This window comes from Leptolyngbya sp. BL0902 (assembly GCF_016403105.1).
Taxonomy (GTDB): Bacteria; Cyanobacteriota; Cyanobacteriia; order Phormidesmidales; family Phormidesmidaceae; genus Nodosilinea.
Window position 1 is genome coordinate 817,240 of record NZ_CP046155.1, and the last position, 17,562, is coordinate 834,801.

General features: G+C 58.0%; 19 protein-coding genes and 1 tRNA gene. 6 read left to right on the top strand and 14 right to left on the bottom strand.

Annotation, left to right across the window (positions count from 1 at the left end):
* Positions 1-270: 270 nt before the first annotated feature.
* Positions 271-429, top strand: coding sequence for a hypothetical protein (locus GFS31_RS03720; protein ID WP_198806925.1), 159 nt, complete (start codon positions 271-273; stop codon positions 427-429).
* A 188-nt stretch (positions 430-617) separates the two neighbouring features.
* Here the strand turns inward: GFS31_RS03720 and chrA are convergent, their stop codons facing one another.
* From chrA to GFS31_RS03750, 6 genes are all read right to left on the bottom strand, one after another.
* A complete protein-coding gene (gene chrA / locus GFS31_RS03725; protein ID WP_225907555.1) occupies positions 618-1,880 on the bottom strand; it encodes a chromate efflux transporter in 1,263 nt (420 codons plus the stop codon).
* Positions 1,881-2,071: 191 nt separating this feature from the next.
* Positions 2,072-5,851, bottom strand: a complete 3,780-nt coding sequence (locus GFS31_RS03730; RefSeq protein WP_198806927.1) for a CAAX protease — start codon at positions 5,849-5,851, stop codon at positions 2,072-2,074.
* Entirely contained in the window at positions 5,841-6,686 is an 846-nt protein-coding gene (locus GFS31_RS03735) for a PHP domain-containing protein (protein WP_198806928.1), read from the bottom strand. The genes GFS31_RS03730 and GFS31_RS03735 overlap by 11 nt, the downstream gene beginning before the upstream one ends.
* A 42-nt stretch (positions 6,687-6,728) precedes the next feature.
* A complete protein-coding gene (locus GFS31_RS03740) occupies positions 6,729-7,211 on the bottom strand; it encodes a hypothetical protein (protein WP_198806929.1) in 483 nt (160 codons plus the stop codon).
* 197 nt (positions 7,212-7,408) lie between these two features.
* Positions 7,409-7,663: a DUF4327 family protein gene (locus GFS31_RS03745; protein ID WP_198806930.1), complete on the bottom strand. Its 255-nt coding sequence runs from the start codon at positions 7,661-7,663 to the stop codon at positions 7,409-7,411.
* A gap of 364 nt (positions 7,664-8,027) precedes the next feature.
* Positions 8,028-8,101, bottom strand: a tRNA-Pro gene (locus GFS31_RS03750).
* 105 nt (positions 8,102-8,206) lie between these two features.
* Here GFS31_RS03750 and GFS31_RS03755 point away from each other — a divergent pair.
* The 4 genes from GFS31_RS03755 (at position 8,207) to xisF (ending at position 13,157) form a co-directional block, all read left to right on the top strand.
* A complete protein-coding gene (locus tag GFS31_RS03755; RefSeq protein WP_225907556.1) occupies positions 8,207-8,608 on the top strand; it encodes a DUF4332 domain-containing protein in 402 nt (133 codons plus the stop codon).
* 142 nt (positions 8,609-8,750) lie between these two features.
* A complete protein-coding gene (locus GFS31_RS03760) occupies positions 8,751-10,460 on the top strand; it encodes an FAD-dependent oxidoreductase (protein WP_198806931.1) in 1,710 nt (569 codons plus the stop codon).
* Positions 10,461-10,739: 279 nt separating this feature from the next.
* Positions 10,740-11,660 carry a YifB family Mg chelatase-like AAA ATPase gene (locus tag GFS31_RS03765; protein WP_317135068.1) on the top strand — a complete coding sequence of 307 codons (921 nt, stop codon included), beginning with the start codon at positions 10,740-10,742 and terminating at the stop codon, positions 11,658-11,660.
* Positions 11,661-11,681: 21 nt separating this feature from the next.
* Positions 11,682-13,157, top strand: a complete 1,476-nt coding sequence (gene xisF, locus GFS31_RS03770) for a fdxN element excision recombinase XisF (RefSeq protein ID WP_198806932.1) — start codon at positions 11,682-11,684, stop codon at positions 13,155-13,157.
* On the opposite strand, the gene GFS31_RS03775 is transcribed toward xisF, so the two are convergent.
* The 7 genes from GFS31_RS03775 to GFS31_RS03805 form a co-directional block, all read right to left on the bottom strand.
* Positions 13,154-13,489: a hypothetical protein gene (locus GFS31_RS03775; protein ID WP_198806933.1), complete on the bottom strand. Its 336-nt coding sequence runs from the start codon at positions 13,487-13,489 to the stop codon at positions 13,154-13,156. The genes xisF and GFS31_RS03775 overlap by 4 nt on opposite strands.
* 115 nt (positions 13,490-13,604) lie before the next feature.
* Positions 13,605-14,306, bottom strand: a complete 702-nt coding sequence (locus GFS31_RS03780; protein WP_198806934.1) for a hypothetical protein — start codon at positions 14,304-14,306, stop codon at positions 13,605-13,607.
* Positions 14,303-14,641 carry an HNH endonuclease gene (locus GFS31_RS03785; RefSeq protein ID WP_198806935.1) on the bottom strand — a complete coding sequence of 113 codons (339 nt, stop codon included), beginning with the start codon at positions 14,639-14,641 and terminating at the stop codon, positions 14,303-14,305. The genes GFS31_RS03780 and GFS31_RS03785 overlap by 4 nt, the downstream gene beginning before the upstream one ends.
* Entirely contained in the window at positions 14,628-14,834 is a 207-nt protein-coding gene (locus GFS31_RS03790; protein WP_198806936.1) for a hypothetical protein, read from the bottom strand. Before GFS31_RS03790 ends, GFS31_RS03785 begins: the two co-directional genes overlap by 14 nt.
* Positions 14,806-15,258 (bottom strand): hypothetical protein, encoded by a 453-nt coding sequence (locus tag GFS31_RS20920; RefSeq protein ID WP_225907557.1) that lies wholly within the window; start codon positions 15,256-15,258, stop codon positions 14,806-14,808. Before GFS31_RS20920 ends, GFS31_RS03790 begins: the two co-directional genes overlap by 29 nt.
* A 749-nt stretch (positions 15,259-16,007) precedes the next feature.
* Positions 16,008-16,193, bottom strand: coding sequence for a hypothetical protein (locus tag GFS31_RS03800; RefSeq protein WP_198806938.1), 186 nt, complete (start codon positions 16,191-16,193; stop codon positions 16,008-16,010).
* Positions 16,194-16,349: 156 nt separating this feature from the next.
* Entirely contained in the window at positions 16,350-16,514 is a 165-nt protein-coding gene (locus GFS31_RS03805; RefSeq protein ID WP_198806939.1) for a toxin-antitoxin system HicB family antitoxin, read from the bottom strand.
* Positions 16,515-16,752: 238 nt separating this feature from the next.
* Here GFS31_RS03805 and GFS31_RS03810 point away from each other — a divergent pair, with 238 nt between their 5' ends.
* A complete protein-coding gene (locus GFS31_RS03810; protein ID WP_198806940.1) occupies positions 16,753-17,079 on the top strand; it encodes a helix-turn-helix transcriptional regulator in 327 nt (108 codons plus the stop codon).
* Positions 17,080-17,269: 190 nt separating this feature from the next.
* On the opposite strand, the gene GFS31_RS03815 is transcribed toward GFS31_RS03810, so the two are convergent.
* Positions 17,270-17,554: a hypothetical protein gene (locus GFS31_RS03815; protein ID WP_198806941.1), complete on the bottom strand. Its 285-nt coding sequence runs from the start codon at positions 17,552-17,554 to the stop codon at positions 17,270-17,272.
* Positions 17,555-17,562 lie beyond the last annotated feature (8 nt).

The window sequence follows — 17,562 nt, forward strand, 5'->3', positions numbered from 1 at the left end:
AACCCTATAGGATCTCAGGAATGCCCATCTAGCCAGGGTTGCCCCTGTCGCGCTGCCCTCAGCCAAGCGGCGGCGGTAACGGCGGTGGTCGATAGTTCATGGTCGGTAGTCCATAAACGCTGGACGGGTTCCGGATCCTGCTGAGTTATCAGCGTAATTGTACTTATGCCTTGGGAGGTGCCTCCGAGTATCCCCAGGCATTATGGGTTCTTTGGTGTTCCCTGCTTCGCTTCTGATTAATGCGAATTGATTAGATTAGGAGGTAGTTCAATGCGTATTGACTTTAGCCCAGCCTTTCAACAATTTGTCTCGATGGCCACGCTTGGCCTTGCGCTGGGAGCGTTTGGCTGGGTAGCCTGGACGGCGGTAGACACTTGGACAAGCGATCCCTATCTCAACCAGATCCAGCAGATTCGCGAATCGCAGTAGGTCTGGCCATGGGCCTAGGCCCAACGGTTGCGCCGACCTTTTCCCATCGGCTGGAGGCAAAAACAGGCTCTGGCATACCGCTGGGGCTACATGCTTTCGCCGTGATGGGTGTGATAATGCCCGTCTGAGGCCCATCTCGCGATACTCGTCTAGCCCTACCCATCGAGTCACACCCGTCTAGTCACAACCTAGGAGACAATGGCCCCAACGGCCAATCCTGCCAGAGCGCCCAGGGGCACGAGTTGCCAGGTGGGCCACTTGAATCGCACCAGGGCAACGAGGGCCACTAAGCTGAGGGTAAGGGCTATCAGGGTTAGGGGGAGGGTGTTGTGGATGAGGGCAGCCTGGGCAAGGGGTAGGGTGGCCGCTAGGATAGCCCCCAATACCGCTGGCAGCACCCCTTTCAAAAAGCACTTTACCCTGGGATTTTGGCGCAGTCGCATCAAAAAGGGAGAGGCCAACCCAATGAAGCCAAAGGAGGGCAGGAAGATAGCCACCGTAGCTACCAAAGCCCCAAAAAAACCTGCCACCTTGTAACCCACAAAGGCGGCAGCAATGACCACTGGGCCGGGGGTAAGCTCACCCAGGGCCACGCCATCCAAAAATTCGCTGCGGGCCATCCACTGAAAGTCGTCCACTACGGAGGTCTCTAGGAGGGGGATGATCACCAGCCCGCCGCCAAAGATGAAAGCTCCTACCTTAATGAAGAAAGACGCCAGGGGCCAAGCATAGGTCTGGATTCGGTCTAGCCCCCAAAAGCTAGAGACCGCTAAGGGTTCGCTAGGAATTTGCGCAATTAATCGAGGGAGAGACTGCCCCACGGGCCACAGCGGCCCTAACCAGGCAGGATTGAGCTTTTGGGTTGGTGGGGTTGTGGAGGTAGAAGGGTCTGACGGTGGGGCGGGTGGACGATAGACCATCAGCCCAACGACGCCCGCCAGCAAAAACAGCAGCAGGATATTGAGCTTTAGGCCCCAAGCCAGCACAAAGGCTCCGAGGGCAATGGCCACTCCGGTTCTGTCTTTGATAGATTTTTTGCTGAGTTTCCAGCTAAAGGCCAGAATGATGGCGATCACCACTGGGGAGATGCCAAAAAAAAGGTGATCAATCTGGGGCACCCCCTGGAACCGAAAATAACCCCAGGACAACACCACCATGATGATGAAGGCTGGCAAAATAAAGCTCGTCCCGGCTACCAACGCGCCTAACAATCCGGCCCGCCTATAGCCTGTGTAAATGCCTGTTTGGGTGGAGGCTGGCCCCGGCAGCATTTCGCAGATGGCTACCCCCTCTAGAAACTGTTCTTCACTGAGCCAGCCTCGCCGCACCACCGCTTCATCGTGGATCATGGCGATGTGGGCCTGGGGGCCACCAAACCCCACAGCCCCCAGTTTTAGAAACAGTTGGGCTAGCTCAATGAGCCTTGGCCCCAGGGGCGTTGGGGGAGGCACAGTTTGCGGGGTATGGGCAGGGAGCATGGTATTAGAGGCAACAAAAATGGTAGAGGTTGGCTAGATTAAGGAGCGATGCTGCTGAGAGGTACTATAGCCGCCTAGGCTGGGCAGCTAAAATCTCCGGCGATACATTTAGCCTAGGGCGTTGCCTTCTCCCCTTCCCCATGGGGGAGGGAGCTGGAAGTCCTTCATAGCGTGAAGGGGGCAACGGGTTCGATATCGGGATTTTCGCCGCCGACTTGGTTGGTACGCAAGACCCAGAGGGCGGCTCCGTGGTCGAGGCTGAGTTCGGTGATGGTGTCGCTGGCCTTCCGGGGAAGCATAGTACGCCAGCTTAGCAGTCCTCGGCCCAGGTTTTTGAGGGGATAGTCTGAAAGGTTGCTGCCGAGGGTGTCTTTGGCGGTATCCCAGTCGGCGCGGGCGCTGCCAAAGGGGAGCAGTTTCCGCTGGATGGCTTTACGGAATTGGATGAGTTGCCGTAACTGTTGAGCCTGGTGGGGGTAGCGTTTCTTCCAGGCTTTGAGTTTGGCGCGGTGTTCTAGGATGGCCTCTTCCAGATATTTGGCGCTGGCGTACATGGCTTGGTTCGAGTCTTGGGCGCAGTTGTTGGCGGGGCCGATGTAGGTAACGCCGTTGCCATCTCCGGTGCGGTAGCGGGCGGTCATAATTTCCAGTTCTAGGCACAGGTCATCCAGGGCCGACCAAGCGCTGCCGACAAAGGCAAAGGGTTCGGTGTAGGCGGGCAGTTTCACCAAAATATCCGACACGGGCCGAGTGCCCAAAAAGCCCCACTGACGGTCGCCCATGTAGAGCGTCCAGTCTAGGGTGCCCGCGATGAGTCCGCGCCGATTGTGGGTATAGACCTGGTGGTAGCGAATCTGAAACTGAAGCTCGTTAGCTATGGGTTCGCGCACCACCCGCGCCATGCCGTAGGAAAAGTGACCGAAGTAAACGGGTTTCTGCGCCGAGGGCTCTGCCTTGACCCCGCCAATGCCGCCGTAGACATGCACCAACAATGCCTGATCCCCTTCTTGCCACTGGGCGGCGGATTCCTCGGCATCGGTGCAGCGCGGATCAATCAGTACCGATTCAATGGTGTTTTGTTTGGCTGATAGATTCTGCCAAGACTCCCGCTCCAAATACTGCCGCCCCTGGCGATGGTTGCCAATAAACCGACCGGGCCGCACCTGAAGCAGCCGCCGAGGCCGCAGGGCTTGCACCACAAACTCGCCGCTGGCCGCACAGGCTCCATAGACATACCAGCCGTCCTCATTCAGGGCAGATTTTTCCAAATCCTGATTCACCGAGGCCGGAGTGTCGTTGATATCCAACACCACCGTCGGCAACCACAGGGTTTCAGTCAGCCCATCAAACTGCCCCGTAGCTGGGTTGAAATGCACCACCCGAAACCGCTCTGGCCCCACAGCCTCCACAAACCGCACCAACCCATAGAACCGCCCAGAGGTCTGAATCGGCTCCTGAGTAACCGTCAACCGCAAGACTTTCCCTGAAACCGTAGGTCTATCACCACTCCTGTCCCCCTCTCCCCACGGGCGAGGGGCTAGGGGTGAGGGCCGCACCCACTCCACCGTCACCGGATCCGGCAACTGCACCACCACATCATCCACCGGACGCGCCCCCGCCAGGGATTCCAGGGGCGACACCACCCGCCAATGGTTCAGCCGAGTTGGCAAAATCAATCCGTCCCGGTGGGACGCCTCGGCATCGGCACTGAAATGGATGTCGCGACTAACGATTTGGAACTCGCGCCGAAAGTCGGGGTCGGGTTGCCAATGAAGCTGTACCACCTGACCGATCCAGTCGGCGTATTCCGGCGGCGCATGGAGCACTTCTAAACCCACATCACCCTGGGGATGGCGGTTTTCCAGTTCGGGCAAAATCAGCCGACCCACCCAGGGGGCCACGGGGCGATACCAGGGAGCAGGGGGCGCGATGCCGGGAGGGTAAAAGCTGGGGTGATTGAAGTCGGCGACTTGGTAACGGTAGTAGTTGCCCTTGGTGAGGATTTCGTCCTTTTCCAGATCGAGCTGTTGCCGCAGATCGCCCACCAAAATATCCAGGGTCAGATCCACGGTTTGCTGAAGGTGGCTGCGGCCATCGGGCAAAAAGGCGTTGGGATCCACCACACCCCCCGGCACCTGGTGGGCCACGGGGCCAAGGGAAATGAAGCTGATATTGCCCTGACGTTTGGCCCGGTTCCAGTAGGACAGCCGCGCTACAGGCCAACGACGGGGAAACATGATTGGCCCCAGCCGCTCCACCCTGTCGCGGTCGCCCACCAGATGATAGAGTTGCTCGGCCTCCAGGGCGCGGACATTGCCGCTAATCACGCCGCCGAGGGAAATGACCTCAATGGGGGCAAACAGCGCCCGCCGGAGAAAGGGCATGATGCCCATGGCAATTTGGCCGCCGCCGCTATAGCCAATCAGGGTGAGGGGGATGCCGCCAACCAGGGGATAGCCCTGCTGCACCAGGCTTTCGTAGACCCGCTGGGCCACGCCTTGGTTGTAGATGGGGCCATAGCGCGAGTCTGCCGACACGGCCACAATCAGCAAATTACGCAGGTTAATCACCATGCCCAGCCAGCCCGCAAACCGCTTGGACATGGCCTTGGTAGATCGCCAAAAGAAGGCCAACGGTCGTCCCTGGGTGAGGGAACGGTTCAGCACCGAGTAGGGCATTAAGCCTTTCACCAGGGCCATATCGGCGGGAAGGCACTGCTCCAGTTCCACCAGGTATTGAGCCACCGCTGGCTGATAGTCTGCCGTGGCCTGGTTGATGCCATCCAAATAAACAATGTAGCGGCGCAGAGCCGGAGCCTCTGGATTAAGGGGGTTCGCATCCTCCAGCGGGGGCAGGGTTTGCACCGGATCGCCATACCAACCCGCCCACCAACCCAGGGCTTCTAGGGGAGCCAGCAACCCCGCCACCACTAGCGCCAAACTGCCAATCCACACCAATTCAAACAGTGGCCCGGTGGGCAGGCGGGTAAAACTAAGGCGGTTAAACACCCCTAGCAACACCTCCCTCACGGGTTCGAGGGCGAGGCTGATCACCAGAGTCAACAGGGCCAAGCCGCCGTAGATCACAAACAACCGCAGCCATCGCCGCAGCCACACCATGCGGGGATCGGTGGCGGCACGGGTCAGGCGACGCTGAACTGACGGGGCTAGGGCTGAATGAGCCTCGCTCCTAGGCGTGAGACTATCAGAATTGGGGAAAGCCTCGGAATTCGGGAAGTTAGGATTATAATTCGACGGATTTTCCCTAGAACTCGACTTAGACAGGTTTTCTTGCGACGGGGAACCGCCTTCTATATCACCGGATTCAACGGAACTTCCCCAGCCCTCGGTCATGGCTCGCTGGTTAATCAGCGTCCGCAACTGGTTTTGATCCACCACCAACTGCACCCCGGCCACCTTGTTAGTCAGCCAATGGCCGAAGTTCACCAGGGGTTGCCCCACGGTTTGCTGAAGCACTAGCAGCACCACCCAGCCCAGCCCCACATGGGCCACCACCAAGGGCGCGGACAAATTGGCGAAGCTTTCAAAGGCGGCGACCACCACCAGCAAACTCCACACCGCCAGCAGCCGCAGAATGGGCAACCCCAGATAGGGCAAGGCTCCCAAAAAACTCAGCGTCAGCGGCAAATAACCCAGGGTCAAACTTTGGGTCACAATCGTCCAGGGAATGGGCGCATCCAGCAGCCAAGCGCTGGCCAACCAAATGCTGAAGGCCCAGGTGCCGTAGCCCGCCACAAACAGCAGCGCCGCCAGCACCAGGCTAATCACAAACCGCAGGGGCCGCACCTGGTTGACAAACAAAATGATGCTCTGGGCGATAGCCTGGGACAGCCCTGCCAAAAACACCACCCAAAAGCCGTTGTTTTGAAAGCTATCGCTCCAGGGAAGAACCTGCCCTAGGGCATTCAACCAATTACTGACCATGGATAGCGGCATGTAGGGATGCCTTGGCCTGCCGCAGTGGTTCCAGCAAGGCCAGCGGCAACTGAAGCTGATTCAGCCGAGTCTGGCTTTTGGCCCTGGCAGCATCGGGGCTGGGGCCGTGGTAGTCGCTGCCGCCCGTCATAATTAGGCCGTAGCGCTGACAAAATTCCTCCAGCCGCCGCACATCACTGGGGCTGTGGCAGGGATGATACACCTCGACCCCCATCAGCCCCGCTTCAACGAGCTTCGGCAACACCGTTTCCACTGTCCCGCCCCGAAACAGGTAGGGATGCGCCCACACGGGCACCGCCCCGCAATCCCGCAACAGCCGAATACCATCCACTGCCGAAAAATCCGCATAGGGCACGTAGGCAGGGCCATGATCTCCTAACCAACGGTCAAACACCTCATCCATGGATTTGGCATAGCCCGCCGCCACCATCGCCGCCGCCAAATGGGGCCGACCCGGTGCGCGGTTGCCCTCCATCGCCGGGAGCGTAATTGGATAGCCCAACTCCGCCAGCCGCTCCACCATCGCCGCCGCCCGCTGCCGCCGCACCTCCAACCGTTCCTGCAACGCCGGATCCAGCGCTTCCCGATTCGGATAAAACCCCAGCACATGGAGCGACCGCCCATTTTCTGTGGTGCTCAGTTCCACCCCCGGCACAATCTCCAGAGCCTCCCCCGCCGCTGCAAATGCCTCATCCCAGCCCGCCAGAGTGTCGTGATCGGTGATGGCTAAGGCCTTGACCCCAGCTATGATTGCCTCTCTCACCAGATCGGTGGGGGATAGGGTGCCGTCGGAAAAGGTGGTGTGGTTGTGGAGGTCGAGCATGGCGGTGATGGGGAGGAGGGCGTGGGCAGGCGGAGACTTAGCCTAGGCGGTGGCAGCGGTGAGGGCTTGCGTAATCAACGCCTTGGCCTTTTCATCTAGGGTAATCCAATCCACTTCTCCATCGGCTTCTACCAAGCTTTCATCCACGGTGACGGGTTGACCTGGCTCATAATCCACAAAGCACAGGCGAAAGCAGAGTTCCCACACATCCAGCGTCGCCACCCGTTCCCCCTGGGTGAGGCGGAGGTGGTAGATCGGGGTGGGGGTGGGCAACTGGCACAGGGCTTGCTCAATCTGGGGGACGGTGTCCGCATCGGCCTGATCCAGTTGGGCGGCGAGTTCGGCCACCTGCTGCCGTTGGGCTTCGGTGGTGCCCTCTGGCCAATGTTGCGCCTGGGTATACTCGATCTGCCAGTCTAGGTTTTCCGTGGCCTTGCGCAGGTTGTCGATGATGCGAATCAGGCAGGGCTGCATCAAGTGGTTGGCGAGGGCGTGGTCGCGGTCGGTGGCAAAGGTGGGCAGCATAACGGCAAGAAATCCCGAAACTCCTGAATACCTGCTCAGGGGTCATCACCATAGCACCCTGATTGCCCTCAGCCTCCAGCGACCAAAGGCAGTTCATCCCCGCCTATCGCTGAAGGCAGAACGTTACAAGTATGCTACCGATTATCGCCCACTCGGCCAGAGAACCCGCTAGCGGCCTTCTAGAAGCCGGGGTGATGTTAGTCGTCGCTCCAGGTTTCGCAGGGGAGGAGGTCGCCGATGCAGTCGCGCAGGAGATAGTCGTATTGTTCGAGTTCAAGCTCAATGAGGGGCCATTCGCGGGCGGCGATGTGGCCACAGAGGGTGAAGATGGGCTGATGACGGCTGACAAGACCGCTTTCAATCAGTTGGCGGGCTTCGTCGCGAATCATGGCAATGGTGTAGTGTGCGGTGGCTGTTTTTGGCAATGGCGTCCTTAAGGGTGTGGTAGTCATGGGTACAGCCTCCAAGCCTAGGGCAATTATGGGAATGGAGAAGGGCAGCTAATCCTGGGGCAAAACCCTGAGAATATATGCCTAAATCCATCTCCATCGTCCCTCGGTTGGGGCTAGGGATGAGGGCTTTGCAGCGTATCATTACCTTTATTCACAGAGGTCAATATAAAGTTTTGTCTTTTGCAATACTTAGTCTGGGCGGATGCTAGGCTGAGGATCCACCAGCCCTAGAGATAGGCACGGGACAGCCCCAAGGCGAATACCCCCATCCCGCACCCACCTTGGGTTGCGACGGTCGGTTCCTGGATAAGGTGGCCCAAAGAGACTAAACACTTCAGGCCGTAGGCGTTTTATTCCAGCGATATCGGGATGACAGGATTTGAACCTGCGACATCCTGCTCCCAAAGCAGGCGCGCTACCAAGCTGCGCTACATCCCGTAGGCAATTTGCCTAGACTAGTATAGCTTGCTTTCTTGCCCCGTGGGCTACCCCAGGAGGTTCGATGGCTTGCACAAGGTTGTTCTGAGTAGGGCGGTAAACAGTTTGGCCAATTTTCCTATCCATCAGTTACCGGGGATCAGCGAACCCCAAGCCCAAGCCTTGGCCAACCTGGGCCTAGCCACAACGGAGCACCTGCGTCGGCAGGGAAAATCGGTGGCCCAACGCCAAGCCCTAGCCCAAACCCTGGCGGTGCCGGATCGCTACGTGGCGAAGTGGGTGGTTTTGGCCGAACTGGCCAGCCTGCCCTCGGTGGGCTGCACCTACAATGGCCTGCTGCTCCATGCGGGGGTGATATCCATCGCCCAACTGGCCGAAACAGCGACTTCCACCCTCTACACCCGCATCAAGCGTCTCCATGTCAAAAACATGCAGCGGGCCGACCTTTGCCCCAGCCCCGACCAGGTGAGCACCTGGATTCAGCAGGCTAAGCAGGCTAAGCGCTAGCCCTCGCGTTGGCCCTGGCCCCAGGGTTGCCCAAAAAACAGAGCTTGGAAAATCCTGAAGATTGCGGGGTTGCTCGATCCCCCGTGACACAATGGGGCCGGATCGGTATGTCCCTGGTCGGGTCAGAGTTAGGAAAATTGGTATGAAACTGGTAATTGTAGGCGGTGTGGCTGGTGGAGCTTCGGCGGCGGCGCGGGCGCGGCGGCTGGATGAACGGGCCGAAATTGTGGTGCTAGAGCGAGATCATTACGTGTCCTACGCCAACTGTGGCCTGCCCTACCACATCAGCGGGGTGATTGCTGACCGGGACAAGCTGCTGGTGCAGACCCCCGAAAAACTCAAGCGTAACCTGAACCTCGATGTCCGCACGGGCCACGAAGTCACCGCCATCGACCGAGGGGCTAAGCTCGTCCATGTCCGCAACTTAGACACCAACGAAACCTACACCGAACCCTACGACAAACTGGTGCTGTCCCTGGGGGCGGTACCCATTCGTCCCCGTCTGCCGGGGATTGATCACCCCAGCATTTTTGTGCTGCGGAACATTCCCGACATGGACGCCATTATGGCCAAACTGGGGCCGGATACCCAGCGGGCCATCGTCATCGGCGGCGGCTACATTGGCGTGGAGGTGGCGGAAAACCTGGTGCATCGCGGCCTCAAGGTGCATGTGGTGGAGATGATGGATCAGATCATGGCCACCCTGGATGCCGAGATGTCGCGGGATTTGCAGTACCACATGGCCGACCACGGCGTCCTCCTGCACCTGGGCACGGCGGCGGAATCCTTTGTGGATGTGGAGGGCAAAATCCAGGCCAACCTCTCCAACGGCGAAGTGCTGACCGCTGATTTGGTGGTGATGGCGGTGGGGGTGCGCCCCAATACGGAACTGGCCAAGGCGGCGGGGCTTCCCGTGGGGCCAAGGGGTGGCCTGGTGACGGATAAGCACATGCGGACGGTAGACCCCGACATCTACGCCGTGGGCGACATGGTGGAAACCGAGCACACCATCACCGGGGAACCCATGCTGGCGGCCTTAGCAGGGCCAGCCAACCGTCAAGGTCGCATCGCCGCCGACAACATTTGCGGGCGCAATTCCACCTACAGCACCACCCAGGGCACCGCCATCGTCAAGCTCTTTGACATGGTGGGTGGCGGCACCGGAGCCTCGGAACGAATGCTGCGACAGGCCAATATCCCCTACCGCAAGGTGTATCTGCATCCCTCCGGCCATGCTACCTACTACCCCGGCACCGTGGCCATGCACCTCAAAGTGTTGTTCGCCCCGGAGGACGGCAAACTCCTCGGTGCCCAGGTGGTGGGCTTCGACGGCATCGACAAACGCATTGATGTCCTAGCCGTTGCGATCCGTGCTGGCATGACCGTCTACGATTTAGAACACCTGGAACTGTCCTACGCGCCGCCCTTTGGTTCCGCCAAGGATGCCGTCAACATGGCGGGCTTTCTGGGGGCCAACCTGCTGCGCGGCGACTACCTGCCCTGGTATCCCGAAGACTACCCCGAAAAAACCAACCTCGGCACTATCGTCGATGTCCGCACCCAGGCGGAATACGAGGAATGGCACATCCCTGGCGCGTTCCACCTTCCCCTAGATACCCTACGGGAGCGTCACAGCGAAATTCCCGCCGATTCCCCCGTATTTGTTTATTGCCGTGTCGGATTCCGGGGCTATATGGCCGCTCGCATTCTCATGCAGAGCGGTTTTGACCATGTGTTCAACCTCTCCGGCGGTGCCCTCACCTTCAGCAGCGTCCACCCCACGGTCTATTCCACTGGCAAAGCTCGCTACCCCTTTGTGGCCCACGCCGAAGATCTCCCATTCCTGGACTAACTCATCCCGTAGGATCTATTTCCCCGGGGCGCACCGCAACTTCTAGGGGCTGCCATCTCCGTAAACCGGGCCTCTCCGTGTAGGAGGATCATCTCCCGATCCCTCTATTTTGGCTATTGTGGCGTGTCACGGTTGAGTTAGCGATCATGGCTTCTAGATTCGCTCACGTACGGGGAAAGATGGGCCTAATGGCGGATTGTCATCCCACTGTGGGGCCAGAGGGTGATGTCGGGGGCAGGGCAGGGCAAGCTAACCCTAGCATTTGCAAGGGGACGCACCATGTTGGCCAGAGTTTGGAGTGCATCATTGATGGGCATCGACGCCCTGAAGGTGGGGGTGGAGGTGGATTTATCCGGTGGGTTGCCGGGGGTGGTGATTGTGGGGCTCCCCGATACCGCCGTGCAGGAGTCGCGGGAGCGGGTGAAGGCGGCGCTGAAAAACGCTGGGTTTCCCTTTCCGATGCGGAAGGTGGTGATCAACCTCACCCCGGCGGATCTGCGGAAGGAGGGGCCAATTTTTGACCTGCCCATCAGCGTAGGCATCCTTGCCGCCGCCGAACAGGTGCAGACTGACGCCCTGAATGACCTCTTGTTTTTGGGGGAAGTCTCCCTAGACGGCAGTTTGCGGGCCGTGGCGGGGGTGTTGCCCATTGCCGCAGCAGCTCAAAAGTTGGGGATTCGGGGTTTAGTCGTCCCCGCCGACAATGGCCGAGAAGCCTCGGTAGTGCCCGGTCTGACGGTCTACGGCTTCAAACATATGTCTGAGGTGGCTGATTTCCTCAACAATCCCAGCGGCCACAGCCCCGTGGCCTACGACGACCGCAGCCTAGAAACCAACCACGCCGGAGCCCTGGATCTGCGAGACGTGAAGGGCCAAGCCCAGGCTCGCCGCGCCTTGGAGATCGCCGCTGCTGGGGGCCATAATCTAATTTTTGTGGGGCCACCGGGCAGCGGCAAAACCATGCTGGCTAGGCGACTGCCCTCCATTCTGCCGCCGTTGCAGTTTGAGGAAGCCCTGGATGTCACCCAAATTCATTCCGTCGCCGGACTGCTGAAGGAAAAGGGCACCCTGGTCAACACGCGCCCCTTCCGCAGCCCCCACCATTCTGCCTCTGGGCCGTCTTTGGTGGGGGGCGGCAGCTACCCCAAACCGGGGGAAATTTCCCTGGCCCATCGCGGCGTGTTGTTTCTGAATAGCTAGACAATGGTAAATTCATTGATTATGGCTAAACGAATTGGTTACGCAAGGGTCAGTAGTCGGGAGCAGGCCGAAAACAGCCATGCTCTGGAGCAGCAGATGCAGCGGCTGCGGGTAGCTGGGGTGGAGGAAATCTACTCCGATGTGGAGTCTGGCACCAAGGACGACCGCAAGGGCTTCAACCTGGTCATGGACTTAGTGAGGAACAAGTCTGTGGATGAGGTGGTCATTACTCGGCTTGACCGCCTTACCCGTTCCCTGATTACGCTACGCAAAGTGCTAGACGAGTTCCGCGAGAATGGGGTCAACATGAAAGCCCTCGATGACAGTGTGGACTTGTCTACGGCAGCAGGGAAGTTTCACCTCAATATGCTGGGTGCCCTAGCCGAGATGGAGGTGGATCGGCTGTCTGAGCGGGTCAGGCATGGGTGGTCACACTTAAGGAAGCGACAGGTTGCCATGAATCCGCCCTTTGGCTATGTCAAACTGGACGATAAGCATTGCCTTGACCATGAGCCATTCCTATGTCTCCTAGAGACTCAGCAGGAACGATCTAGGGCTGAGATTGCCCGTGAGATTGTAGAGACTTTTTTCCAGGAGAAAACCCTGAGAAAGTGCTTGCGGGTAATCAACCAGAAGTACGGCATCCACACCTTTGCCCACAATCAAGGCCAGCATCGCCGGGGCGGTCGAGTAGCACGGGGGGTATTCCGCTTCAGTCCGGCTGGGCTGCGAGGGTGGCTAATCAATCCTGTCCTCCAGGGGCACCTGTGTTATCTACGAATGCAGGATGGCCAGCGCGTTCCCCAGACAGACTGGATCATTCACTACAACACGCACCCCGACCAGCGGATTGTGTCGGATGAAGAGGCTCGGAGGATCGAGGCCATTTTGCAGCACAACCAGCAGGTGAGGGGCTTTGGCAGTACAGCTTTGCGGTATCCCCTGTCGGGCCTGGTATTCTGTGGTGAGTGTCGGGGTTCCTGCTACTCACTAACTGGACAGAACAACTACCATCGAGCCAAGCGCCTGGGCCTTGAACCAGAGATGAATTACTACTTCCAGTGCAAAAACTGGCGGACGCGGTCATGCAATCAAAAATCAGCCGTGCGGATGGAAAATGCTGAAGCGGCGGTTATCGAGGCGTTAGTCAATCGGGCAGAAACGATTAGTGCGACGGCTGAAGTCACTGAGGAACAGATTGATCCCCCAGGCCTACAGGCGCTGAAGGCAGAGTTAGCCTACTATCTCAATGCTCCAGGTAGCCGTGCTGAGGCGATTGTGGCAGATCTAAAACAACAGATTGAAGCGTATCGATACAACCAGCAGGCTTCCACTTCCCTCAGTTCAGAGCAGCGGGATCTCCTACTCCAGACCTTTAGTGATCCCCTGTACTGGAAAACCCTTACCCCTGAGCAAAAGCGCGAACTCTACCGAGCTTTAGTAGAGCGGGTAATTGTCAAAGATGGTCAGGTGGAACGGGTGGATCTGCGGGTTTAGGCAATCCAGCTAACCTGCCCTGCCCCGTCTAAGTCCAGACTTTCAACGATGACGACCATCTGCTGGGCCAAGTCAATGAGATCCTGGGCGGCGTCCTCGGTCGGGATGTTAAAAAACAAGCAGGCGGTACGGAGTCCCTGGAGCGAGGGATGGTAGAGGGCATAGATCCCCGAACCCTCACAACAGTAGAGTTCTAGGGCGATGTAGCCCAAGGAAATGCGGTCATGGATGAGGTATCCCTGGGTGGCCAGCCAGTCCATCCAGTTGCCGTCCCCGCTGGTGGGTAGGTCGAACTTATCCTCCGTCTGGAGGTTAATGGCCGTGATATTCATGGGTTTATCTCCTGAAGGGGCAGCTAAATGTGATGAATGAGCACTTGCGGCTGGGTTGTCCTGGGGCTATGGGCGTCTTGGCCAAAGCTGTGAGCGATGGCGGGGCGCGGATCTTTCATGGCTTCTTCTTCTCCCCAATGAAGGTCAAAATGTCCGCCACAGGTCGCCGTTGGTGGATCATCTCGTTGACCCGGTGAACTTTCCCGGCTGGCACGTAGCGTTTCCGGCAAACGCCCTCCTCCAGCCAGCCGTAGTAGTAGCTAACGCTGGGGGTCTTGCGCTTCTTGTTGCCCTGGCGTTCCTCCATCCAGCCTGAAGCCTTGCCCTTGGGACTATGGCGGCGCTGGGGCCGTTTCCGCACCACGGAACACCGCTCTAGACAATCCACCGGGAAGGGTAGCTCTATCGTCCGCTGGCTGTGGAGGATGGGCAGCTTCACCCAAACACGGGTACGACTGAGCCGATGCACCACGCCCCGCTTCCCCACCCACGCCTTCGCCTGGTGGCGCTGTACGTCTAGGATCTTCACCTCGTCCCCAATGGCAAAGGCTTGTTCTGGGGATAATGACCGTTCTGGGGATGGGGGCGGTGCTGGGGATGGGGGCTGGCCATAGCTGGGGGGTTCCTCCGCCACGACTCGGCGCAACAGATCCCGGTGGATCATGGCCAAGGGGCCAGTCAGCGGCTGTGGGGCTAGGGCATTGTCCTGGGGTGTCTCGTAGGACTGACCTGTAGGACAGGACTGGGACGGATTACTGAGCCAGCAGGGATCCACATCCGGCAGTATGGCTAACTGTTGACCAATCAGGGGTTTCATTCCATGGCCTCCATAAGGTTGAGTTGTCCAAACCATTCGCGTTTCAAAGCCCGTTGCTTCGCTCGAAACTGGCGGTCGTAGCGCAGATGACAGACCGTGCAGAGGGCTTTTAGGTTGTCCTCAGAACAATTCGTTGGGTCTTGGTCAAGGTGGGCCACCGTCAGCAAGTATTGACGGGGCTTGGCCTTGCCAATGCGTTGCTGGAAATGTTCTGGGGATTCATCGGGCCGTTGGCAGGGGCGACCGCATTCTTGACAGCACCAGTTAGCCTTTGCCTTCACCGCCAGGGCGATGGCTGGCCAGGTGTCGGGGTATCGGGCCTTAATCATCGGCATCGCACACCTCCAGGGCACTCTCTGGAAACTGCCCCGGCTGGCCAGCCACCTCGTACCACCAAGCCGTGTTGTCCCAGTCGAGCCAGCGCCGGATAACACGGGTAGCGAGGTACTGGCCATTCCAGGCCACCTCCACGGCCTCGTACAGGTCGAACTTGGGGGCTTTAACTTGAACTGGGTTCTGGGTTGTCATCGGGCTTCTCCTGTGGCCCATCGGGGCCGATAGTGAGGTTCCAATCTGGGTTGTCGTCGATGGCCTTGCGAATGCCGCTACGACAGACCGGGTTTTGCCATAGGGCTTGGTAGCGTCTGAGGCGATCATCGGGGGCTTCCTCCGTGGGGGGCGGTAGGCGGGGTGGGGGTGGTGTGCCGCTGTGGCCTGTGCTGTCCCTCTGCGGCCCAGCAAGCCAGGTCTGGTACTCCGCCTGTAGCTGTGGGCCATGTTTTTCTATCCAGCCCCTTGCAGCGCTCCTAGGCGAGGCGGGCCGCTGGGGTAGACGTGGAATTTTGTAGGTCACAACCCAATCAAAAAATTCGGCCTCGGCGGCGGCGGCGGAATTTTCAGTCCCCTCCGACGACTCCTGGGTGGGGGAAGGACTCTCGGTTGAATCTGGCAAGGGGGGACAATCTTGCGGGATCGGTTCGGGTTCGTTAACCCTGGCTGTGCCTGTGGAAAACTTCTCGCGCCTTTCTCTCTCTCTCTTCTTGTTTAAAAGAGTTTGAATAGTATGAAGAGTATGAGGGGTTCTGGAAGCCTTGCAGGACAAGGGTTTCAGAGACCAAGTGTTGTCTACAGACAACAAGTGTTGCGTCAGAACAACACTTGTTGCGTCAGAACAACACTTGTTGCGTGGAGACAACAGTGTTGCGTAGAAACAACACCCCTCTTTTGGATCCAATTCTTCTGATTTTTCAGAGATTGGATCCGTATAGGCGGGAGTGTCTGGCGGGTCTTCAGGGATGTCGGGAACCGCTTCAAGGTGAGGGTGATCCGGTCTTCGGATCCGAATCCGTACCCCAACCCGTAGCAGGTCAATGTTGATGTAGTCTTTAGCATCCAGCGATTTCAGGGCGCGACTAATGGTGCCGGGGTCATAGTCCAGGATGCGGGCTATCTCTCTCACCCCAAGCTCCAGGTAGCGATCTCCAAAGGGATCGAGGGTGCGTAGGTAGTAAAGAACGTCCTTCTCCGCAGGCTTGAGCATTCGCACCGCCTGTATCCACTCTTCATTGGTGAGGCGATAGTGTAGGCGCTGGGATTTAGCGGGGGCGGACTCCCGCTTTGATGAATTTTCTGGCATGATCGGTAAAGCATTATTACGAAAACGCCCCTGGATTTGTGGCCAGAGGCGTCTTTTTTTGGCAACTAATCAGCGGAGGTCGAGGCTAAGTCCAGGGGACTGCTCTCCTCCAGCAATTGCTTGGCCCGTTCGATGTGCTCCACAGCCGCTTTGGTGTCTGAGCGGCTAAGGGCAGCAGCAGCGGCATCTAGGCTGTCAGCGGCGATATCCTGGCGTCTTTTGCGATTGGGCGTCTGCTCGTTTTGGGTCATCGTTCTCTAGATGCACTTCCTGGGAGGCAAGACGCTTAACCGCTTCCCCTACCAGCTTGTCAAATTCCTCTTGGGGAACATCGGGATGTTCCGCCATCACCATTTCCTTGGCCTTCAGATAACGCAGGGCAGTACGACGCAGTAACTCTGACAACATCAGGCCACCATGCTTAACATCTGAAGCCGATCCCGAACCGCCATCTCCATCCAATCACTGAGGCTGACTCCCTCTTCGATAGCGGACTTCTGAGCCTTGAGCTTCAGGTCAGGATTCATGCGAATCGTGAGGTTCTGTCGTTCACCTTTGCTGGCTATAGCCATGATTGATTGACCCCTCATATTTGAGTGATTTATCTATCAATCAAATATAGTTCATCAAGTAATCATGTGATTCACAGCATTTAGGGGTGTGTGATGATCTGTTAACCTATGTACACAGGCATTTCATGCGGGATACGTATCACGCATGAAATGCGTATCACGCGGGATACACAGAGGTTGCCGCAGATCCGGTCTAGCGCTGTTCCAAGGCCCATCACCCTTTGGCTAGGTTTCTTGAGTGGATGAGCATTTTCGTCAACGATTGGCCCATATCGTCACGCAAACCCGTGGCGATATGAATCAGCGTGATTTTGGGGAAAAGCTCGACGTTTCCCAAAGCACGGTGGTTGGTTGGGAAAAGGGAAGCAATATCCCGACGCTAGAAAACCTGGCTAAGCTAGCGACCTTGCGCGGACAACTGCCGGAAGAACTGCTGGCTGACCTATACGGTAGAACTTGGGCCTCAGACTATCCCCTCGAAGAGCGGATTCTGATGATGACGAGTAAACAACTGGTAGACCTGCTCAATCTTTTATCAACGCAATTAAGAAAGATGGATTTGTAAAAACAACCATAGATGGACTAAGCCATTGGCCTTTGAGTCTATAGAGAAACCTAGGGTGATTGATCCGTTATCCTACGGACTTCGCCATACAACCCTGGATAGATCAGCCATTGAGCGGAATCAACCATTGGCCTCCATCGAAAAGACCCTACCGAGGGCGGTAGAGTCTCCTGGCTTCAAGGGCGTGGGGCTAAAAGTCAATCACCTCTGTGACGACTTTCACCATCTGAAGTTTGTGACCCACAGCGGCCACCAGCAGCAGGGCCGTATCGAGCCGACAGCCTCCGGTATCTAAAGCTCTCTGGATCTGGTTGCGGCGATTCATGTAGCTGGCTGGTTTAGCCTCACCTGACTGCTGGTTTTCCAGCCTGACATACTCCTTTACCAGTTCCTTAAACCAGTCCTCTTCTCCCCAAAGCTCGATGGCACGGGCTTTTACCGCATTGAGAAGAGAGGTACTGGTCTGGGCTTCCATGATGATCA

Bases quoted from the DNA above. Each gene is read 5' to 3' on its own strand.
- GFS31_RS03720 (WP_198806925.1), top strand. From the start codon at position 271: ATGCGTATTGACTTTAGCCCAGCCTTTCAACAATTTGTCTCGATGGCC.
- GFS31_RS03730 (WP_198806927.1), bottom strand. From the start codon at position 5,851: ATGGTCAGTAATTGGTTGAATGCCCTAGGGCAGGTTCTTCCCTGGAGC.
- GFS31_RS03735 (WP_198806928.1), bottom strand. From the start codon at position 6,686: ATGCTCGACCTCCACAACCACACCACCTTTTCCGACGGCACCCTATCC.
- GFS31_RS03740 (WP_198806929.1), bottom strand. From the start codon at position 7,211: ATGCTGCCCACCTTTGCCACCGACCGCGACCACGCCCTCGCCAACCAC.
- GFS31_RS03745 (WP_198806930.1), bottom strand. From the start codon at position 7,663: ATGACTACCACACCCTTAAGGACGCCATTGCCAAAAACAGCCACCGCA.
- GFS31_RS03760 (WP_198806931.1), top strand. From the start codon at position 8,751: ATGAAACTGGTAATTGTAGGCGGTGTGGCTGGTGGAGCTTCGGCGGCG.
- GFS31_RS03765 (WP_317135068.1), top strand. From the start codon at position 10,740: ATGTTGGCCAGAGTTTGGAGTGCATCATTGATGGGCATCGACGCCCTG.
- xisF (WP_198806932.1), top strand. From the start codon at position 11,682: ATGGCTAAACGAATTGGTTACGCAAGGGTCAGTAGTCGGGAGCAGGCC.
- GFS31_RS03775 (WP_198806933.1), bottom strand. From the start codon at position 13,489: ATGAATATCACGGCCATTAACCTCCAGACGGAGGATAAGTTCGACCTA.
- GFS31_RS03780 (WP_198806934.1), bottom strand. From the start codon at position 14,306: ATGAAACCCCTGATTGGTCAACAGTTAGCCATACTGCCGGATGTGGAT.
- GFS31_RS03785 (WP_198806935.1), bottom strand. From the start codon at position 14,641: ATGCCGATGATTAAGGCCCGATACCCCGACACCTGGCCAGCCATCGCC.
- GFS31_RS03790 (WP_198806936.1), bottom strand. From the start codon at position 14,834: ATGACAACCCAGAACCCAGTTCAAGTTAAAGCCCCCAAGTTCGACCTG.
- GFS31_RS03800 (WP_198806938.1), bottom strand. From the start codon at position 16,193: ATGACCCAAAACGAGCAGACGCCCAATCGCAAAAGACGCCAGGATATC.
- GFS31_RS03805 (WP_198806939.1), bottom strand. From the start codon at position 16,514: ATGGCTATAGCCAGCAAAGGTGAACGACAGAACCTCACGATTCGCATG.
- GFS31_RS03815 (WP_198806941.1), bottom strand. From the start codon at position 17,554: ATGGAAGCCCAGACCAGTACCTCTCTTCTCAATGCGGTAAAAGCCCGT.